24 protein-coding genes and 1 pseudogene are annotated in these 19714 nt (G+C 46.6%); 17 read left to right on the top strand and 8 right to left on the bottom strand.

The features are described from left to right. The first annotated feature begins 99 nt into the window (after positions 1-99). Together CR205_RS10570 and CR205_RS10565 are read left to right on the top strand one after the other, a co-directional pair. Positions 100-870 (top strand): hypothetical protein, encoded by a 771-nt coding sequence (locus CR205_RS10570; RefSeq protein WP_110519331.1) that lies wholly within the window; start codon positions 100-102, stop codon positions 868-870. A 251-nt stretch (positions 871-1121) separates the two neighbouring features. After that, complete coding sequence (locus tag CR205_RS10565) at positions 1122-2021, top strand: TIGR01777 family oxidoreductase (protein WP_110519329.1); 900 nt, start codon at positions 1122-1124, stop codon at positions 2019-2021. Between the two features lie 73 nt (positions 2022-2094). Here the strand turns inward: CR205_RS10565 and CR205_RS10560 are convergent, their stop codons facing one another. Beyond that, a complete protein-coding gene (locus CR205_RS10560) occupies positions 2095-2400 on the bottom strand; it encodes a hypothetical protein (RefSeq protein ID WP_142669883.1) in 306 nt (101 codons plus the stop codon). Positions 2401-2544: 144 nt separating this feature from the next. Between CR205_RS10560 and CR205_RS10555 the strand changes: the two genes are divergently transcribed. From CR205_RS10555 to CR205_RS10530, 6 genes are all read left to right on the top strand, one after another. Continuing rightward, a complete protein-coding gene (locus tag CR205_RS10555; RefSeq protein WP_110519326.1) occupies positions 2545-3348 on the top strand; it encodes a nucleotidyltransferase domain-containing protein in 804 nt (267 codons plus the stop codon). Between the two features lie 325 nt (positions 3349-3673). Continuing rightward, positions 3674-5137, top strand: a complete 1464-nt coding sequence (locus tag CR205_RS10550; protein ID WP_110519324.1) for an amidase family protein — start codon at positions 3674-3676, stop codon at positions 5135-5137. Positions 5138-5170: 33 nt separating this feature from the next. Continuing rightward, positions 5171-5524, top strand: coding sequence for a cupin domain-containing protein (locus tag CR205_RS10545; protein ID WP_110519322.1), 354 nt, complete (start codon positions 5171-5173; stop codon positions 5522-5524). A 258-nt stretch (positions 5525-5782) separates the two neighbouring features. Further along, positions 5783-6298, top strand: a complete 516-nt coding sequence (locus CR205_RS10540) for a DinB family protein (protein ID WP_110519836.1) — start codon at positions 5783-5785, stop codon at positions 6296-6298. Positions 6299-6353: 55 nt separating this feature from the next. Beyond that, on the top strand, positions 6354-6812 hold the full coding sequence (locus CR205_RS10535; protein WP_161524745.1) for a PH domain-containing protein: 459 nt from the start codon (positions 6354-6356) through the stop codon (positions 6810-6812). 212 nt (positions 6813-7024) lie between these two features. Then, positions 7025-7894: a cupin domain-containing protein gene (locus CR205_RS10530; protein ID WP_236634740.1), complete on the top strand. Its 870-nt coding sequence runs from the start codon at positions 7025-7027 to the stop codon at positions 7892-7894. A gap of 46 nt (positions 7895-7940) precedes the next feature. Here CR205_RS10530 and CR205_RS10525 read toward each other — a convergent pair whose 3' ends face one another. Then, positions 7941-8366, bottom strand: a complete 426-nt coding sequence (locus tag CR205_RS10525) for a hypothetical protein (RefSeq protein WP_110519318.1) — start codon at positions 8364-8366, stop codon at positions 7941-7943. A 319-nt stretch (positions 8367-8685) separates the two neighbouring features. Between CR205_RS10525 and CR205_RS10520 the strand changes: the two are divergent. Together CR205_RS10520 and CR205_RS10515 are read left to right on the top strand one after the other, a co-directional pair. Next, positions 8686-9668: pseudogene (locus CR205_RS10520) on the top strand (arsenic resistance protein). A gap of 96 nt (positions 9669-9764) precedes the next feature. After that, complete coding sequence (locus tag CR205_RS10515) at positions 9765-9941, top strand: hypothetical protein (protein WP_236634739.1); 177 nt, start codon at positions 9765-9767, stop codon at positions 9939-9941. 52 nt (positions 9942-9993) lie between these two features. Here the strand turns inward: CR205_RS10515 and CR205_RS10510 are convergent, their stop codons facing one another. Further along, positions 9994-11244: an ATP-binding protein gene (locus CR205_RS10510; RefSeq protein WP_110519314.1), complete on the bottom strand. Its 1251-nt coding sequence runs from the start codon at positions 11242-11244 to the stop codon at positions 9994-9996. 163 nt (positions 11245-11407) lie between these two features. Between CR205_RS10510 and CR205_RS10505 the strand changes: the two genes are divergently transcribed. Together CR205_RS10505 and CR205_RS10500 are read left to right on the top strand one after the other, a co-directional pair. After that, a complete protein-coding gene (locus tag CR205_RS10505; protein ID WP_110519312.1) occupies positions 11408-12379 on the top strand; it encodes a phosphotransferase family protein in 972 nt (323 codons plus the stop codon). A 16-nt stretch (positions 12380-12395) separates the two neighbouring features. Further along, entirely contained in the window at positions 12396-13376 is a 981-nt protein-coding gene (locus CR205_RS10500) for a S66 family peptidase (protein ID WP_110519832.1), read from the top strand. A 440-nt stretch (positions 13377-13816) separates the two neighbouring features. Here CR205_RS10500 and CR205_RS10490 read toward each other — a convergent pair whose 3' ends face one another. From CR205_RS10490 to modA, 3 genes are read right to left on the bottom strand one after another with little or no spacing between them, the layout of a single operon-like run. Continuing rightward, positions 13817-14023 (bottom strand): hypothetical protein, encoded by a 207-nt coding sequence (locus CR205_RS10490; protein WP_110519308.1) that lies wholly within the window; start codon positions 14021-14023, stop codon positions 13817-13819. Between the two features lie 42 nt (positions 14024-14065). Then, positions 14066-14728 carry a molybdate ABC transporter permease subunit gene (gene modB, locus CR205_RS10485; RefSeq protein WP_110519306.1) on the bottom strand — a complete coding sequence of 221 codons (663 nt, stop codon included), beginning with the start codon at positions 14726-14728 and terminating at the stop codon, positions 14066-14068. A gap of 3 nt (positions 14729-14731) precedes the next feature. Continuing rightward, positions 14732-15490, bottom strand: a complete 759-nt coding sequence (modA, locus tag CR205_RS10480) for a molybdate ABC transporter substrate-binding protein (protein WP_110519304.1) — start codon at positions 15488-15490, stop codon at positions 14732-14734. Between the two features lie 130 nt (positions 15491-15620). On the opposite strand from modA, the gene CR205_RS10475 reads away from it, so the two are divergent. The 4 genes from CR205_RS10475 (at position 15621) to CR205_RS10460 (ending at position 17401) form a co-directional block, all read left to right on the top strand. Then, positions 15621-15803 carry a CsbD family protein gene (locus tag CR205_RS10475; protein WP_110519302.1) on the top strand — a complete coding sequence of 61 codons (183 nt, stop codon included), beginning with the start codon at positions 15621-15623 and terminating at the stop codon, positions 15801-15803. A 193-nt stretch (positions 15804-15996) separates the two neighbouring features. Then, on the top strand, positions 15997-16278 hold the full coding sequence (locus CR205_RS10470) for a hypothetical protein (protein WP_110519301.1): 282 nt from the start codon (positions 15997-15999) through the stop codon (positions 16276-16278). Between the two features lie 21 nt (positions 16279-16299). After that, positions 16300-16614 (top strand): hypothetical protein, encoded by a 315-nt coding sequence (locus CR205_RS10465; RefSeq protein WP_110519299.1) that lies wholly within the window; start codon positions 16300-16302, stop codon positions 16612-16614. Between the two features lie 22 nt (positions 16615-16636). After that, positions 16637-17401, top strand: coding sequence for a Nif3-like dinuclear metal center hexameric protein (locus CR205_RS10460; protein WP_236634777.1), 765 nt, complete (start codon positions 16637-16639; stop codon positions 17399-17401). 74 nt (positions 17402-17475) lie between these two features. Here CR205_RS10460 and CR205_RS10455 read toward each other — a convergent pair whose 3' ends face one another. Both CR205_RS10455 and CR205_RS10450 read right to left on the bottom strand, forming a co-directional pair. Beyond that, positions 17476-17982, bottom strand: a complete 507-nt coding sequence (locus CR205_RS10455; protein WP_110519295.1) for a hypothetical protein — start codon at positions 17980-17982, stop codon at positions 17476-17478. A 69-nt stretch (positions 17983-18051) separates the two neighbouring features. Further along, on the bottom strand, positions 18052-18444 hold the full coding sequence (locus CR205_RS10450) for a C40 family peptidase (protein WP_110519293.1): 393 nt from the start codon (positions 18442-18444) through the stop codon (positions 18052-18054). Between the two features lie 112 nt (positions 18445-18556). Here CR205_RS10450 and CR205_RS10445 point away from each other — a divergent pair, with 112 nt between their 5' ends. Then, positions 18557-19627, top strand: a complete 1071-nt coding sequence (locus CR205_RS10445) for an undecaprenyldiphospho-muramoylpentapeptide beta-N-acetylglucosaminyltransferase (RefSeq protein WP_110519291.1) — start codon at positions 18557-18559, stop codon at positions 19625-19627. Positions 19628-19714: the final 87 nt, after the last annotated feature.

Below are 19714 nucleotides of genomic sequence, written 5' to 3'. Positions count from 1 at the left end.
TGTACAAAGTCTGCGACATCCTTTTCTGCTGCAATCCTGCTTTTTCACACTTTCTTTAAATTTACAGGGTAATGTAGAGCAGAGAAGGAGGCAGAAAAGATGAATAAAACAACTAACCTTGCAGCACTAATTATGGCCACCGCTGTCCTGACGTGGGCCTGTTCACCCGAGGACGATCATCATGGCAGCATGAATGGTGATACGGAGCACGAAGAAATGGATCATGATGAGATGGACGGGCACCAGGAAACTGACCGGCATGAAGATGAAGGCCAACACGACGACCACGGGGACGTCCATGGCGACAGCAGTGATCATCATGATGACGGTGAAGGTCATGATGCTTCGCCACCGGAAAATGTAAATGAGTACGCTCTTGAAGGGCTGATGGTGGAAAATACGAAAAACGTGACCAGGATCAGTGAAGATGATCCGGTACTATTTTCGGTTAAAGCTTCACAGACAATCTGGCCTGCAACCCATGAAGACAATCAGCCTGGTACAGTCATCCTCGCTCCGCTGGACGAGTGGCAGTACGCGCTTGCTTCCCTGACGCTTGTGCATCACCCTAATGACGGCCCGCTTTTGTATTTTGATGGTGCCCTGACCGATGAGGTCGTCGCAGAAATGGAGCGGCTGCAGCCCAAGGGCAACTCCGAGGGTATTGAAGTGATGGTCATGGGGGAATTAAATGAAGTCGATCAGAACAAACTTGAAGGGTTTGAGGTTGAACATTTAACGGCAGACGATCCGGCTGCATTTGCTGCCATAATTGATGAACATTATGCTGAACTAAGTTTCATTGAGCAGTCATTAAAGTTTTACTACTGTAAATTAACCGGATCAGAAGCTGCCAGTACCCTTTTTTAAATGGGCTGCTGGCAGCTTCCGTTTGTTTTTATCCCCTCTATAACATATCTGGTCAAAAGCACCTTGCATCCGTCCATCTGCTTCTCTGGTGGCTTCTTGATATAAATCTGCTGTTATTTAGAGGATTTCCCAAAAACAACGTGATGTTTTACAGATTTTGTTACAATAATGGAGACAGAGGATCAGACCGATAATAAAAAGAATGATAGAAGCTGTTTTACAAGATAATTTGAGGGATAGGAAGTGGTCTTATGAAAAAAGTCGTGCTTGCAGGGGGAACAGGGTTTATCGGTGAATATTTCAAACAGAAATTTACTGACGAAGGTTACGAGGTTAACATCATTTCGCGCAGCAGCCCCCACATCCGGTGGGATGATAAAAAGGCCATTACAGAAGCACTGGAAGGGGCAGAACTTCTGATTAATCTCGCTGGTAAATCTGTAAACTGCAGATACAACGAGAAAAACAGAAAAGCGATCATGGAATCAAGAACGGAAACGACCACGATTCTCGGTGAGGCTGTAAAAGAGTGCAGTAATCCACCCGAAGTATGGATAAATTCAAGCACTGCAACCATTTACCGTCACGCAGAAGACCGTCCGATGACTGAGGACGAGGGCGATATCGGGTCCGGTTTTTCCGTAGAAGTGGCTAAAGCATGGGAAAAATCGTTCTTTTCCTTTGAGCTGCCTGATACAAGGCAGATTGCCCTGCGTATCGCGATTGTTCTCGGAGAAGGCGGAGGCGTCATGACGCCGTACCGGAATCTTGTCAAGTTTGGTCTTGGAGGCGTTCAGGGGAATGGCAGCCAAATGTTCAGCTGGATCCATATTGAAGATCTGTATCAGATCGTGCTTTTCCTGAAAAAGAGAGAGGACTTATCCGGCGTCTTTAACTGCTCTGCCCCGGAGCCGGTGAGCAACCGTGAGTTTATGAGAGCAATGAGAAAAAACATGGGCCGGCGTATTGGATACCCTTCACCGGCATGGATGCTTGAACTGGGGTCAGTAGTCATCAGGACGGAAACGGAACTGGTTCTGAAAAGCCGGTGGGTGGTACCGGAAAGGCTCGAGCGGGAAGGCTACACCTTTATTTTTAAAACGATCGAAGAGACATTGCAGGATATTCTGAATAAAGAGAAGGCTGTTTAAACCTGCGGTCCTTGAATGCTGATTTACTCTGTCAGAGAGTATGTCAGCATTCAGCTATTAAAATGTGCCTCTACTATGCAAAATGAGCAGTAAGAATGCTAATGATCTGATAGAAGAAAAAGAAAGCAATGGCCAGGTAGACGACCCAGCGCAGCCGCTTCTGTTTTATATTTGTGATCACACTTGCCAGGAACAGCATTCCAAGAAAGAAGAACAGGCCGGAGCTGATCACGTCAATACCGTCTACGCCAATCTGATACATGGTAATGATAAAGGTAATAAAAAGGATGCCGCTTATTCCAACGATAATTAATGACTTTGCATTTGTTTTGTCCATTTGTACCGAACGTCTCTGAATATCACGCTGTGTTCCCAACATAAAATCACTCCCGGGTGCTGCATTTTTATTACAGGTCAATAAATAGTTACGGGTAAAGCCCGCCAAGGTTTCAAAAAGGGCCTGCCCGGCGTAATCAGACAACAATAAAAGGTAGATCAGCATTTTGAGAGGGCTGAGAATCGTATGAAGAATCTCCAGGCAGGGGATGGTCTTGACCGTAATGGATTCATTAAAAGTGACGTGAGTATAGACAAAGTAAATTCGATCTACATGTCCTGCATACGCAAGGCTGTTGAGGAACTGAAAAACCTTTTTCCACAACAGCTGCACAGTATTTATCTATACGGCAGTGCAGCCAGGGGCGAGGCATCCGTGCCTGAATCTGATCTGGATCTTTTAGCCTTGTTTAGCGGTAAATTAAGTTCAGTGGAATCGGATGCATTAAAAAAATGTGCACATGAGTTGTCCCGAAAGTACCGTTCCCTCGTTCGGGAGGTTGGCATCGCTGCCGGCTATTACGATTATGTAATGGATCCGGTAAATTACTATGAGCAGGCATTCCTTAAGGAGTTCTGTGTGTGTATACATGGAGAAGATCTGAGGAGACATTTTGGCCCGTACAAACTGAGTCCGGAGATAGCGGTAAGCTTTAACGGGGATATTTCAAAGGTTTTTACCCGTACAATGAGCCGGATGGAGGGGGCACCCAATGAGGATTTTAACAGAATCACGCAGGGCTTTGCCCGTAAACTCATTAGGACCTATTATTCTATGGTAATGGTGCGTTCCGGGATTTGGTCAACACGGCTTCACGAACAGGTGGAAATTGTGATCCGGCATTTTCCTGACAAAGAACCTGCAGTTCATACCTTGAAAAAGTGGATTGACGATCCTCCGCTGGATCGGGAAGCAGTAAAAGCTTTCTTTATTAAAGAGGGAAAGTGGGCAACTGAACACTTTTTCCGTGAAGTGGACAGGTCGGTGTGAATGTTTGCCCGTTAACTGGGTCGGCCTGTTCTCAGAAGAATGGCATACACCTCATGAATGTCCTCAAGGATTTGCTCTTTTATGAGGATGTTAGGACAATGTATGTATTCTATTTTCATTTTCTCAATTTCATTTTCAAAGATTTTAATCTCTTTTTGAGAAAGCACGTATATCATCCTTAATTTTACTTAGTTCATTTTAATGTACCATGTTTAATAGTAATCATAAAAAAGAATGCGTTACCTGCACAAAATGGGTGGAATATTCCTGTACCCCAAGACGGATAATGATGAAAGATAGATAATATGGACTCAGGAGTGTTTTCATGACGATTCCTTTTAAGGATCTTCTTAGAGAAGAATTGACTATCAGCGACATGCAGGCTGCGATGGAGAATGAAACTGTCACCTCACGGGAACTGACGATGTTTTATCTGCAGCGGATTCAGATGTATGACAAGAGTGGTCCGGCACTAAATGCCGTGCTGGAACTTAACCCCGACGCCATTTTTATTGCTGAGTCACTTGACGATGAAAGGCAGAAATCCGGTGCCAGAGGACCGCTGCATGGCATTCCTGTCATGCTGAAAGACAATATTGAAACCGCTGACAGCATGCACACAAGCGCAGGTACGCTCGCATTGGAAAAACACGTGGCTGCTCACGATGCTTTTATAGTGAAGAAACTGCGGGATGCAGGCGCAGTGATTGTTGCCAAGACAAATATGACGGAGCTCTCCAACGGAATGTCCACCAAGATGGAGGCCGGGTACAGCTCCCGGGGCGGGCAGGTCCTGAATCCTTATGGGAATTTCTTTACAGGCGGGTCGAGCACCGGATCGGCCGTTGCCGTCTCTGCAAACATGACAGCCTTTGCGATCGGTACGGAGACAGACGGTTCTATCGTAAGCCCGGCTATCCACAGTTCGGTCGTAGGTATCAAACCTACGGTCGGTCTGATCAGCCGAAGAGGAATCATTCCATTCACTTATTCACAGGATACCGCAGGGCCATTTGCCCGTACCGTCAAAGATGCGGCAGTGGTACTCGATGCTTTGTGCGGGATTGATGCAGATGATCCGGCGACACAGAAAGAGAGTGTCAGGAAGGCAGCGGGCTTCGCTTCCGGACTGAACAGTTCGGGGTTGAATGGGATGCGAATCGGCGTATTTAGAGGGGCGGCGGATACGTTCTACGAATCCGACGACTATGATGATGAGTTGTTCAGTCAGGTCGTAGAAACGCTTAAATCATGCGGAATCGAGACTATAGAAAGCGTTGAGATTCCTTCATTTCACAGGGAGTGGCACACAGAAGTCGGGCATCATGAACTGAAGCACAGCCTGGACAATTATCTTGCCAGGCTGCCTGCCCACCGACCTGTCCACTCAATCAGAGAACTGATCGCTTACAATATGAATCACGAGGCTGCCGCGCTTAAATATGGGCAGGACAACTTATTAACAATTGAAAAGACGAAAAGTCCAATGAACAGTGCCAGCTATATTCAGGCCAAACTGGAAGATTTGTATTATGCAAGGGAGCAGGGTATTGATTATACAGTGAAGCATCATAACCTTGATGCCATTGTGTTTCCTTCCTACGTAAATTCAACCATCAGCGCAAAAGCAGGGTATCCAAGCGTGGCCGTGCCGGCAGGATACAGAAACAACGGTCTCCCATTTGGCGTTTCATTTGCAGGCACCGCTTTTTCCGAGAAAAAGCTGATTACCATTGCTTATGCATACGAGCAGGTGAGCGAAATGCGCAGACCACCTCAGTTTGACTAATCATTACAATCAATAAGAAGGGGGGGATTGTAATTGAAAATTGTAAGATTTGATCGGGAGGTGGGAAAGAAAGTCACCCATTTCGACTCCAACTTTGTGTTATCCCGCCTTCTCCGAACAAACGGGCAGACGCAGGTCAGTGCCATGCATCTGGAGGAAAACGGAATCATCGGGTATCATGAAGCCCGCGTCCCCCAGATGCTTCTCGTTGTCTCCGGTACTGGCTATGTACGCTCAGGGGAACAGGCAGAGCAGCAGATAGGACCCGGAGAAGCGGTATACTGGAAGCAGGGGGAATGGCATGAAACAAGAACAGTTCAGGGTCTTATGGCAATAGTTGTTGAATCTGCCGAAGAGGAGTTAGACATTAGGGCTCCATTTAAATGAATACGTTTTGGGTACTGCTAATGGCAGCATCTTTCCAATTTATCAGATGGTCCTCTCATAAAAAATTGCCACTTAATTTTCTTTGCTATATCCCCTTTTCACTGGTAATATAATCCTGTAATAGAAATTTCAGAATTTTAACTACTGCGCTGAACATCTAGTATCGATTTGTAATGGTTCACATAAAACACAGCATCAGAAAAAAGCGGGGAAGAAACCTTCCCTGTTGAGGAGCTGACTGATGTGAAGGAGGAGAAAATGAAGACAAGAGATTCTCTCTACATTTCACCAATGGCGGGCTATGAGCCTGAAATTGGCCGCTGGCTTTGGTCGATGTCGGATGTCCGCCGCAGTCTGAAGGAGAAATTATCGGATGTACCGGATGAACTGCTTGACCAAAGAGAAGGGAAAGGGCATTCCATTGGCACGCTTTTGTATCATATCGCTATTGTGGAAGCCGGGTGGTTTTACGGTGAAGTAAAACAGACTGATTTTGATCCCGACATTAAACGTTTGTTTCCTGAAGACGGCTGGTCAGATGGAAAGTTAACACATGTGGGAGGAGAGAGGCTTGAAGCTCATTTTCATAGACTGAACCAGGTACGCAACGTGTTTTTTGACCATTTCCGTACAATGACAGTGGAGGACTGGCGCAGGCCGAGGACGCTGGAAGACTATGACGTCACACCCGAATGGGTTGTCTATCATCTTATTGAGCATGAGGCCCACCACAGAGGCCAGATCTTCAGTCTGCTGAAGGAGCTTCGGAAGTAGATGAACCAGTATACTGATCCATGATAAAAATTCTGCCGGAAACAGGGGAATGAGCATGGTATTTAAGTTGCACTTCAATAAGTGGTTTTTTGCTATCTTTTTAATGCTTGTTCTAACAATAATCATAGTAAATGGAATGTGGTTGTTCTCGATTCCTGAGCCTGTACCTGCCGATCTGTGGATATTGTACGCTTTAAATCTGGTACTCTATCTGTTGCTGGTTCTGCGAATGCCGTTAACCCATTACACCCTGACGGAAAACGTATTAATTGTTATAAATTGGCCGTTTAAAACCATTATTCCCTATGAAAAAATTTACAAAATCGAGCGTTTTGAAGTGAAATGGTATTACTTCGGGGAGTTTAAACGCGATCAGGCAGGTCATGGCGTAAAAGTTCACTATTACGCAGGATTTTGGCCCAGTACTAAGATCTTTCCGGATGGCTCTGACTTGTTTCTGTCAGAACTGCAAAGCAAAGCGGCTCAGGCTGAATTTATTATAAGAGGAAAGTGACTGTACGGACTTACTTTAGCTCCTTTAAAATAAATGGAAGGTAATGAGACACTGGCCGGGGGAGCACCTCCGGCTTTTTTTCTGCAGTTCATTTTTTCCGGGTAAGTTCCTTTACCTTGCTTATTTTTAAGGCGAATTTCCAGAGACTAGCTGCTTTTATAAACAGTTGGGCATATCATACTGGGGATGATTCTAATAAAGGGGATGACATCGTGTATTATGGATCCGGGATGTACAGAAACACCCAGCAGACGAACATGAATGCCTATCAGATGCAGGTACAGCAGGCGTGCGCCGCTGTTGAGGACGGACTAACACGGGAAGCCTCAGCGATTGGCCTGTACAGCCGCCTTGCACACGAGGCAGCTGATGAGGATCAGAGACAGGCGATTTTGCATGAGATGGAGAAGAGAAAAGCACAGTTTAACCAGTTTGGGCAGCTGTACGTTTCCATGACAGGTCAGCAGCCGGCCTGTCAGGCACAGTACATTGATTTTCGAGGCCTTAATGAGGGACTTGAAAAAGCGCAGGAAGCAGGGGAAACAGCCTGGCAGACATATCAGCAGCACAGCATGGCAACACCATATCCGGCGATTCGCCAGGCATTTCTGCAGGCTGCAGCAAGTAACAAATCGAGTGCCGGTTCGTTTCGACGCTTAACCGGGCACAGACAGGATGATTACGGTACCGGCCCTTATGTGGTTGATATTGAACAGGCGACACTCGATAACGATAACTTCCGCAGGGCGCTCTGGACAGGGGACCATCTTCAGCTCACGCTCATGAGTATTGAGCCGGGTGATGATATCGGACTTGAGGTGCACGAGGAAGATGACCAGTTCCTGAGAATTGAGGACGGTCAGGGGATTGTTCAGATGGGACTGGATGAAACCAACCTTGATTACCAGGAAGAAGTGTTTCCTGACTACGCGATCTTTGTCCCGGCCGGGATGTATCACAACGTGATTAACACGGGGGATCGTCCGATGAAGATTTACTCCATCTACGCACCGCCGCATCATCCGTTTGGCACCATTCATGAAACAAAAGCAGATGCCGAGGCTGCTGAAGCCGGCGAATAATAAAGCAGAAAAGGCCTTCCCGACTCGGAGGCCTTTTCGGTTATGGTTATGAGTGAACCGTTGTTTTTTCCAGCTCCCTGAACTTGTCATAAGCGTGAAGAAGATGCTCCGGAACGAGCGTTCTGCCATACTCCCATGCGTTGTAATTGAGTTTGGCCCTGAGTTCCTCTTTCTCATCATCTTCACCATACATCAGGGTTCTTAAATCATGCCAGTTGTTTTTGAAGTCCAGGTAATGGCCGATCTGCCGGTAAATGATCAGTCGCACAAAGTTTTCGTCCGATTCTTTCAGCCGGCTGTTCATGACAGATTTATAGCCGTTTAATCGAATATAATTACATTTAATTGTATTTGTGGATTTATTGTAGCTCATCGGCACCTCCAGACTATCACTGAAGGTATAGTTAATTTCCAGATTGTGTTCATTCAACGTGTCTTTTATAATTTTATCAATTTTTGATACATAAAGCATAAAGTCACTCTCCCTCTAAACCTTTCTTGGATGTTCCTTTCGTTGCCAGAGTGCGTTTTCCCTTTTTCGCAGGTTAAATTTCTATCTTACTACATCAATAAAGAAATTACTAAAATCCATATTCAATCTAATTAAGGGAATTATCAGAAAATATTGCAGGGAAACGAGTGTTTCTTTAGGATCCCGACGGTCACCTGCTCAGTGTGACGAATGTTCTTCAGGAGGGACAGGGTGTATTAAGCAGTAAGGGATGATCTTTACAGTAGCCTGCCCTGCCAGTATGCTTAGTCTATTGTGTTGACAGAGCAGGTGAAGATGTATGAAGGTATTTGAAAAACTCTATTCTTTATTTATCCTGTTTTCCGTTTTTACCGGTCTGGTCATCGGACTTTCAGACTCCGTTCAGAGACATGCAGAAGTTGTTATCGTTCCCCTGTTAATTATGATGCTGTATCTTACGTTCCTTCAGATTCCCCTGCAGGAAATCAGGCAGTCGTTTATGAACAAAAGGTTTACAGTACTGTCAATCCTGATTAATTTTGTCTGGGTACCCCTGCTGGCAGCAGGCCTTGGATACCTGTTTCTCGGAGGTCATCCGGCCCTCTTGATCGGGTTTATCATGCTTATGGTAACACCTTGCACAGACTGGTACCTGATTTTTACGGGTATTGCGAAAGGGAATGTGTCGTTATCCACTGCCATTCTTCCTGTAAACCTGATTCTTCAGGTGGTGCTTCTGCCCGTATATCTCTTGATTTTTGCCGGGACCACGGGAACGTTCGAGCCTGTGTGGCTTTTTCAAAGCGTGCTGCTGGTTCTGATCGTTCCGCTTATATTGGCGCTTCTGACGAAAGTACTGCTTCGGAACAAAAAAAACTTGAGGAAGCGTTTCTTAACAAAACCAGCATGATGCCGGTTATTTTTCTCAGTCTTGCAATCACAGCTATGTTTGCTTCCCAGGGTCATATTCTGCTTGCAAACCTGGAGCTTGTCTGGCTGCTGCTACCCATTCTCCTATTTTTTGTAATCAACTACTTTGCAGGCCAGCTGGCTGGCAGAGCAGCAGGGTTTACGTATCGTGACAGAGTGAGTCTGAGCCTGACGACGCTGGCAAGGAATTCGCCTGTGGCTCTTGCGATCGCCATGACAGCTTTTCCTGATGAGCCACTTATTGCGCTGACGCTTGTGGTCGGTCCTTTTCTTGAACTGCCTATTCTTGCGGTAATCTCGCAAATTCTTTTGAGAGGTTATAAAAAAAGTGAGGCTGGGGTATTAGAAGGGAAAGAGGAGTGGAAAAGATGACTGCAAAAAATCTATTCGTTTACGTATAATGCTGCGTCTGCCGAAACCGGGGAGTGCATTGCGGAGCGGCTCTCAAAGCTATATGACATTAAAAAGGTGCATGAAACGGCGTACCTGATTAAATCGGATGATGATATCAGTATTCTGGATAAATATCTCAGTGTCTGTTTTACAGGAGACGACAGTTACTATCTGGCGGATGTAAGCGACCAGCCGAATCGTTTTATTATGAAAGAAGCCGAGGGCGTCGTACAGTGGCTGGACGACCTCTGAATAATCATCTCCATAGCGAACAAAGAAAAAGCCTGGCATTGCGATGACGGGCTTAGTTCTTTTTCATGGGTATTGTGATGGTAAAGGTCGTTCCTTTCCCTTTTTCGCTTTCCACTTTTATCTTGCCGCCGATTTTATTGACCGTACTGTACACCATCAGCATACCAAGACCGGTCCCTTCTTTTTTGGTTGAATAATAAGGCTTGCCAATGCGGGCCATTTCCTCACGGGTCATCCCGTTTCCGTTATCCTCAATTGTAATCAGGATTTTGCCGTCGCTGCTGGTCACGCTGACATTAAGAACACCGCGCCGGTCCTGCTCTACTGCTTCAATTCCGTTTTTGTACAAGTTAATCAGAGTCTGCTTCATCTGGTTCTGGTCAAAGGTAGCTTCGAGAGTGTTTGTATGGGTGAAGTTCACGTCCACTTTATGAATTTTGGCGTACGGAATCATAATGTTGTTCACGTAATTCGTCTCGTTTTCCAGATTGGAAGTGACCATGTTTTCCGCCTGCGGTTTGGCCAGGGATAAAAAGTCACTCACAATCGTTTCGGCACGTTTAACTTCCTGCATACTCAGGTCCACATAGCGTTTCTCTTTTTCCTTCAGTGTTTTCGATTTATTTAACAGCTGCAGAAAACCGCTCGTCACCGTAAGCGGGTTACGAATTTCGTGTGAGATACTGGCTGAAAGTTCACTGATCACATTCAGGCGCTCTGTTTCCATCATTCGTTCCCGCACCTGTATATTGTAAAGGATCTTTTCAATAATAATCATGATAATCAGGGTGCCGAAAAAGTAAATCGCGAGAAGGTGGATGGTGCTGAGCCAGAACTCCTGGTTAAGTGTTTCATAGAAGGTTGTGAGTGTCAGCAGGTAAATAGCCGTATTAGCCACTGAAATGAGCACTGCTGTCTGAATCCGCTTGAACGGTTCAAGCTGAATAAAGCGGCTGCTGAACATAGGAACGACAATAAACACGACAGTGGAATATAAAAAGGACAGCAGCACACCATCGCCGCCAACCACGAATCGGAATAAATTAAGAATTACGTACAGAGGAAGGGCAATCACGTAGCCGCCAAAGAGAGCTCCCAGAATAAATGGAATGTAGCGAAGATCGTATATAAAGCCAAGTTCGAGCTGAATTGGAAAACTCATGGACAAAATCATGGAAACAGAAGCGAAAAGGAACAGAAGCAGTTTATGATTATGTTTATTTACTTTATTTTCAAAAAAAATAACGTACATCAGTACAGGAAAGAAAAGAAACAGGAAATTTATCAGGAGGGTTTCAGTCATGTTGGGCATCCTTTCGATTCTATGGACAATTTATCCTAGTCAATAGTACCAGATTGGCGTCCTTATGTTAACACCAGGTGGTGCATTCTTTTTCTTGCATACTGGAGGTGCCAATATTTGAAAATTCCTGCTATAGTAATGGAAAAGGAAGGGAGTGGCCGCAGTGAAAACAGGATGGGAACGGATGCGGCAGGAAGAGCCGTTTGACCGTGAGTGGGCAGAGGAACTCCTTTATCAATATGACCCTGATGCAAGACTGGTTGAGGCTCAGCGCCTTACGGGAGGGCTTAGCAATACGAATTTCCTTCTTCTTCTGGCTGGAGCACAGAAGCTTGTGCTGCGGATCCCGCACGATCGCCAGTGTCTGGCAAAGGAGCAGGCTGTACATAATCTTTTGGAAACCATTGAGTTTGTGCCTCATATGCAGGTCTGCGGCAGTACCGGATCAGAACAGGCTGCGTTCCTGGATTGGAAAAAAGGCACGCTGCTCCGTGACGTGCTCGGGAAAGTTTCTGACCCGAAGCAGGAGGAAGCGGGTAAATCGGTGGGGCGCGCAATGGGCCGCTTCCGGAATATAGCATCATTCAGCCGTGCGGGAGATCTCGATGTAAATCTCGAGATAGGATTCCCGTTCTCCCTTACTCCGGCCTTTTATAATAGTACTTTCGATTATTTTTTTTCGGCAGGTAAAACCGGCAGGCACCTTCACCCCGGGCTTGCCCGTGAGGTACGAAGATTTGCAGTAAAGCACGCCACTCTTTTGGAGAGCGATACTTCTGGCACAGGGCTTGTGCACGGTGATTTTAACGGTCTGAATATCCTTATGGAGGGTACTGAGGTCAGCGCCGTCCTGGACTGGGAGTTTGCCATGGCCGGCTCCATTTATATTGATCTTGGGAATCTGATCCGCTACGACACGTATCCGGATTTTGTTAGATTTGAGGCAGGAGTCCTTGCAGGGCTTAAACAGGAAGGAATTGAACTTCCTGAAGAATGGAGAAAGCTGGCCAGACTGGCAGATCTCGTTTCACTTTGCAGCATGCTCGACCACGATGAGGTTGGTCCTATAAGAAATGCTGATTTAACACGGCTGATCACACAAACAGTGAATGATCCCGTTTTTATTAGCGAATAAAGGAGGAGAACATATGATATTTCCGGCGAAGCTTCAAACTGGCGATCAAATCCGGGTCGTTTCACCGGCACGGAGCCTCGGGATCATCAGTGAGAGTACGAGACGGATTGCTATAGAAAGGCTGGAGGCACTGGGACTTCACGTTACCTTCGGCCGTCATGCGGAGGAAGAGAACCGGTTTCACTCGTCAGCAGTTGAATCCCGGCTAACGGATCTTCACGAAGCTTTTGAAGACCCTGATGTGAAAGGGATTCTGACCACAATCGGCGGACACAACAGCAATCAGCTGCTTCGTGATCTGGATTACGAACTGATCAGAAAAAATCCGAAAGTGCTGTGCGGATACTCAGACATTACTGCCTTAAGTAATGCTGTTTTGGTGAAGACAGGTCTTGTGACATACTCCGGCCCGCATTTCTCAACCTTTGGAATGAAGAAAGGGATCGACTACACAACTGCGTATTTCAAGCGGTGTCTGATGAAAAGCGAGCCGTTTACGGTTTCACCCTCACACGAATGGAGTGATGATTCGTGGTACCTGGATCAGGAAAACCGGGCATTCATAAAAAATGAAGGCTTTCTTACGATCTCTCAGGGAAAGTCAGAAGGTAAAATCGTTGGGGGGAATCTCTGTACGCTCAACCTGCTGCAGGGGACCGAATTTATGCCTGAATTAAACGGAGCGGTCCTGTTTCTTGAGGATGATTATCTTGTTGATGCCAATACGTTTGACCGTGATCTCCAGTCGCTTCTTCATCTGCCTGAGGCTGCGGGCATCCGGGGTATTGCGATCGGACGTTTTCAAAAAGCCTCGGAAATGACCCCTGTTGATATAGCGGCAATTATCGGATCAAAGCCGGAACTGGATGATCTTCCTGTCATCTATAATGTGGATTTCGGCCATACAACACCTCATCTTACCTTTCCCATAGGCGGGACCGCACGTCTGGCGGCAGGCGCAGAGGATCGTGTCACGCTTGAGATTGTTGAGCATTAAGCAAGTGTTGACGTTTAATGATGCCGAAAATGTAAGAATGAGTTGAAGAGGAAGAGCCAGGGATTCATATGACTTCTGGTCGTAAAAAGGGGAGATGGGAGCAGGAAAGGTACGCTGAACAATATAAATGAGCGGTTCCCCACTGAACCGCTCATTTTTGTATATAATTTAAAGCAAAGTTACACTATGTTGTTTTTCTAAGCGATACCATATAGTTGAAGTAAGATGTTTTCATAGAAATTGCTCCTCGTGCAGGCTATGTTATTAATTTTGAGCACGATATCGACCTTCTTTTGCCTAATATCGACCTTAAAAGTCCGGGAATCGACCGTCGTTAAAAAGATATCGACCTTCGAAGGCAGAATATCGACGAAACGACAAATATCGACACACCCACACCCACACCTGCTCCCTCCGATCCGCGCACTTTCCAAATAATTTCAGTTCTCCAGCCTGCTGTTGCTTACCCGGTCCTTCTTAATATTTGAAGCGATGATCATTAGAGCCAGTCCAGTGGGAATAAACGTCAGTGAAGTAAAGGACAGTTCCCCGCCTGCAAAATCCATAATAACCAATGATGATCCCAGTAGAAGTAAGCCTGCACCAATAATTACACAGCTTTTGCCGAATACCGTTAATCGCCTCATCCGTTCACCTCTCCTGTTATAAGATTTTTTGATTCCCTTTCCCTATACCGCCCGCTTACCGGTCCTTGTAATTAAAAACAAAAATCCAATTGTGATGACGCTCAGAACGACAACCATCAGGTGGGCGTCATCCATCCGATTAGCCTGGACCGCGTCATATATGGCGATGGACAATGTCTGTGTCTGCCCTGGAATATTCCCTGCGACCATTAGGGTAGCGCCAAACTCGCCCATTGCTCTGGCGAAGCCGAGAATCAGACCGGCAAGAATACCCTGTACCGACAGAGGAAGAATAATCCGGATCAGGAGCTGCCACTGATTTGCGCCATCCAGCTGGGCTGCTTCCAGACTCTGACGGCTGATCGATTCAAAAGCGGCCTGCATGGGGCGGACAATGAGTGGAAGGGCCGCAATGGATGCGGCAATCACAGCAGCCTGCCATGTAAATACAAGAGGCGAGCCGGTAAGGGTCTCATACCACTGACCGAGCCAGCTTCGGCGGCCGAGGCCTACTAATAGGTAGTATCCAAGCACTGTTGGCGGCAGTACGAGAGGCAGCATGATTAAGAGGCTGAGTGTCTCGGTCCAGATATTTTTCTTCATCGTAAACAGCCATGCAAGCAAAACACCGGCAATAAAGGCTATGAAGGTTGCTGTAGCCGCAACTTTTAATGACAGGTATAAGGGAAACCAGATTGCCTCCATCAGCTACTCCTCCGGTAAAAGAAACCCGTACTTCAGCATGATCTCCTGACCGGTTTCAGAAAAGATAAATTCAGAGAACGCCTCCGCACCTTCACGGTTCCCGCTGAGCTCAGGGATCCCAAGGGCCTGAACAATCGGTTCGTGATCGGTAAGGGAGATTTCCTGAAATGCCAAATCGGATTGATGGGAAAGAGCGAGTGCGATGATGCCCACATCGGCATTGCCGGTTTCAACATGCTGATAAGACTGACGTATGTTTTCACCCAGAACAAGCTTGTCTTCCACCTCGTCCCAGATGCCCCAGTGAGCAAGTGTTTCACGGGCTGCTTTTCCGTAAGGAGCATGCTCCGGATTAGCGATGGCAATACGGCTGATCCGGTCGTCTGTGAGGTCTTCCGCTTTGAGAGGACCTTCCAGAAAATCGTCATCATACATAAGCCCGATCACACCATAAGCATAAAGCCGTTTCGTCTCCGGATTCATGTGACCGGCCTCAATCAGGCGATCGATGTAGGACTCATGGGCAGCTGCAAAAATGTCATAAGGAGCTCCCTCTTCAATCTGCTGGGTGATTTGACCGGTTGACCCGAAAGTGAAGGTGACATCATAACCAGTCTCATCCTCAAACTGCTCACCGATATCTGAAAAAGCATGGTACAAATCTGCTGCCGCACCAACATGGACAGGGGCTGTATCTTCAGGTTCTCCGCTGCCGCAGGCTGCCAGAAAAAGCGCTGAGGGTAAATATAGAAGTTTCTTCATAGCTGCACGAACCTTTCTCCGAAAAAGAATCTTCTGTCATTTTACCAGAGATCGGAGGTTTTGCCATTTGAAAAAACGGTAATAGACTTCCCATAAGAAGAAATACAAACCTTGAAGGAGGAATACGGATATGGCGGAGAATCGCGATAGTGTATCAGATAAAGTAAAAGGCGGCGTGAATAAGTCAAAAGGTGAAGTTAAGGATCAGGTAGGAAACGCAACGAACAACAGTGACATGCAGAAAGAGGGAAAGAAAGATAAAGTAAAAGGCAAATTCCAGGAAACAACAGGGAAAGTAAAAGAAGACCGCTAAGAAACATCAAGGCAGCAAAAGTAAAAGAACTTTATCTATAATGAGATAATGATAAAGAGGCTGACCAGACAGATAGAAAAAATCTGTCCTGTGTCGGCCTTTTCCCGTGGGGTTGTAAAAACTGGATACCACAAATGTGCAAAAGTGTGGTAATCTGTATTCATACAATTCTGACTACGGAGGGTCTGTACATATGCGCTACAGTCATTGGGCAGCAGCAGCCTGTCTCGGCCTTGTTGTAATGATATATGCAATTACTTTTACGATTCCTCAGGTTTCTACGCCGTTTACTGATGTACCGCTATGGCTAATTAACCTTGTTTTAAGCCCGATAGGCATGATTTTTTCCTCGATCACGCTGAACCGGTGTATGAAACGGGGGCTGCCGCTTATGATCGGCAACCTTGTTTCTTTTCCCGGGATAATAATTTTTCTCGTGGCCGTAACAGAATCTGTCATGAAGGGACTCCTTTAAGTATGGAAGGAGGCGCTTTGAATGAGTAAGTGGAAAACGGTTGTGTTTGCCGTCGTTCTCTCCCTGGCAGGACTTCTGAGCGTTTATTTCACATCATCAGACCCGGAGGAAGTAGGAGCAGAAGAAGAACTGATGATCTTTTTTGAAGAAGAAGAGCTTCGTGAGGAACTGCTCGGCGAAGGCGTCTACGTTGAGGAAATTGTCCGGGCAGCTCCTGGATTTTACAGAGTGTACGGAGAATTTGAAGTTTATCTGGTTGAGGTCGCCAAGACCGGGTCAGGCCACACCTATACGATTTATCATGAAGGTGAGACGGTCACTAAATTCGATGATTAGGAAGGGGCAGGTCAGTTTGAAGATGAGTTCGTTTCTTTCCACGATTCGTGAACTGTTTCCATCAGATGTGCTGGACGCATACAGTGATGACTGGGGTGTTACCTATGATGCAGGAAAAGAGTTCAGGCGGATCGGCTATGCGACGAACCTGTGTCCTGAAGTGATTAGAAATGCAGCAGCCAGTAACGTGGATCTTCTCCTCACGCACCACGATGCGTGGGAGGATATTTTGTTTGATATGAAAGAGGCATGCCTGGACCTGTTAAAGGAGAATGGGATGTCCCATTTTTTTGTTCACGGCCCTCTTGATTTCAGCTGGTTCGGCACGGCGCCTTCCCTGATCGAAAGGCTGGGAGCTGAAGTAGCGTCGCATTCCTCCTGGAAGGAGCAGGAAACGCCAGCCACGGCAGTATTTGAAGGCGGTATCAGTCTTCAGAGCCTCTCTGACCGGATGGCATCCGTCCTCGGAGAACCTGTCAGAGTGTGGAAAAATAACAGCCGGAAAATACATAAGGCTGGTGTTTTGACCGGGGCAGGAAACCTTACCGATCATCTGAAATTTGCGGCTGACGAAGGCTGTGATGCCTATATTACCGGGGAGGCAACGCTCTATTCTGTGCAGTACGCGGCGTTTCTCGGACTAAACATGGTTGTAGGCAGTCATACATTTACGGAAATGTTCGGAGTCGAGACGTTCGCAAAAAAGGTGGCATGGGTGCATCCGGAAGTTGATGTTGTCCGGATCGAGGAACGGCATCTTGAAGCAGATGGGATCACCATAAGATAGTGCGGATTTGGTGATAGATCAGATAAAAAGCCTGACGGACCAGAGGAGTGGTGCCGGGCAGGCTTTCTGTGTGTTCAGTTGCGGTTTCTTCTCTTTTTACGCTTATTAAGCATGTTCACACCCATCACAATGGCGATGAGCTCTTCATCTCCGAGTACATCGGATTGGTTGAGAAGTTCGAACGATGCGGCTTCAAAAAAACCGCTCGTTTTGTGGAAATCGCCGTGAAGGTCACCGTCTTCACCCAAAATCTTGTAATCATGGGAAAAGCCTTCCCCTTCAATTCGATACGTGCCTCTGCTGCCTGTGCGGTACTCGAACTTTTTGCTGAAGAGCGTGATGTTCTGCTTCAGGCTGCCAAGTTCCTCCCCGCGGAAGTCTGTTACTTTCCACTGATTTGAAAAGACAGGAAAGGACCCCTTCATCAGCAGATCGCCATCCTGGTTAATAATATCCACATTCGAATTGAAGGCGCTTTTTAAATCGAGTGAGCCGATCTGCTCTTTTTCTTCGTTAAAAATCGGTGTTTGTCCGGCCGAGAAGAAGTTATCGGAAAAAATCATTCGGTTTGCCAGTGTCATGCCCTGCGTCCCCCTCTTGAAGAGTCTCTGGTACTCTCTACGAAAGAAGCGGGCTGAAGTTTCATATGATTACAGGTGGGGCGGCCGGCGGGCAGCGAGGAACCTTTTTTTCCAGCGTCCTTTGAGCTTTGAAACCGTCACTTCATTCCCAGGCCGGCACGTATGGAGGATTTTCCCATTGCCGATATACAGGGCAACATGTCCAATTTTTGAAATGCCCCGATTGTTATTCCGTCTGCTAGTGGTAAAGAAGAGCAGATCACCCGGCTTGTATGAACCGATTTCACTGCATGCCAGATACTGGCTGCGAGAGGAACGGGGAAGGTTAATGCCGTTCTCGTGAAAAATGAACTGGATAAAGGAGCTGCAGTCAAAGTTTTGGGACTGAAACGGCCTGGCGTTGAACACATACGGTTTTCCGAGCTGTCTGTGCCCTGAGACAATAATATTACTGTGGATCAATCGATCACCTCCGCATGTGCTTTTTCTATTATTCTATTAATAAAAGAGAAGAATGACTGGACATTCACGATCCGCTATAATGGAGAGATAATGCAGATTTTCAGGAGGACTTATGAGTAAAAAAACAATTGTGTTTACAGGCGGCGGGACAGCCGGACACGTGACACCGAATATTGCCATCATTAATGAGCTGGATCAGGAAAAGTGGGACATCAAATACATCGGATCAAAGCAGGGAATCGAAAAAGAACTGATCGAAAAGATCAACGTTCCCTACTATGGCATCCGAAGCGGGAAACTCCGCCGTTATATCGATTTTGAAAACCTGGTGGATATGTTCAGGGTTGTAAAAGGCACTCATGAAGCAAGACGTGTACTGAAGAAACTCAAGCCGGATCTGGTGTTCTCTAAGGGCGGATTTGTATCTGTTCCTGTCATTATCGCAGCAAAGTCTCTTCGCATTCCGATTTTCATACACGAGAGCGATATGACACCAGGACTTGCGAATAAAATCTCACAGCATTTTTCAACGAAGATTTTCACCTCGTTTGAAGAGACAAAACAGTACTTCCCGGCTGCAAAGACGACAGTCATCGGTTCCCCAATTCGTAAAGGCATTCTTACAGGATCGCCGGAAGAAGGGCGCAAGTTTCTCGGTTTTCATAGCGCGAAGCCCATTCTCACTATTATGGGGGGAAGCCTTGGGGCGAGACGTATTAACGAAGCGGTCCGGGAATCCCTTGATAATCTTACAAAATCGTACCAGATTGTTCATCTGTGCGGGAAAAACAATCTGGACTCAGATCTTGAGGGCAGAGAAGGGTATTTTCAGTTTGAGTACGTAAACGAAGAACTGGCCGACATTCTTGCGGCTACGAATCTCGTCATTACCCGTGGCGGCTCGAACGCGATCTTTGAGTTCCTTGCCCTTCAGATCCCGATGATCATTATTCCGCTTACCCGTAAACAGAGCCGGGGTGATCAGATTCTGAATGCACAGTCTTTTGAGGAAAAAGGATTTGCCCTTAAGCTTGAGGAGGAGGATCTGACCGCAGAATCACTGGCAGAAGCCCTTGATCAGGTGAATGAAAAGCGAAGCACGTATGTAGAGAAGATGAAAGCTTCCGGCCAGGGAAGTGCCCTCGATGTGCTTGTAAGAGAGATTGACAATATTCAGCGGTAATGAAGGGTGGAAACTGCTTCAGACATACGCTTTCCGCGGGCATCACGCCATACTGCGCAGGCAGAGCGCCCTGCGCGGTCTAAAATG

The sequence above is a fragment of the Alteribacter lacisalsi genome, assembly GCF_003226345.1.
Lineage (GTDB): Bacteria > Bacillota > Bacilli > Bacillales > Salisediminibacteriaceae > Alteribacter > Alteribacter lacisalsi.
This window is presented reverse-complemented; position numbering and strand designations above follow the sequence as displayed.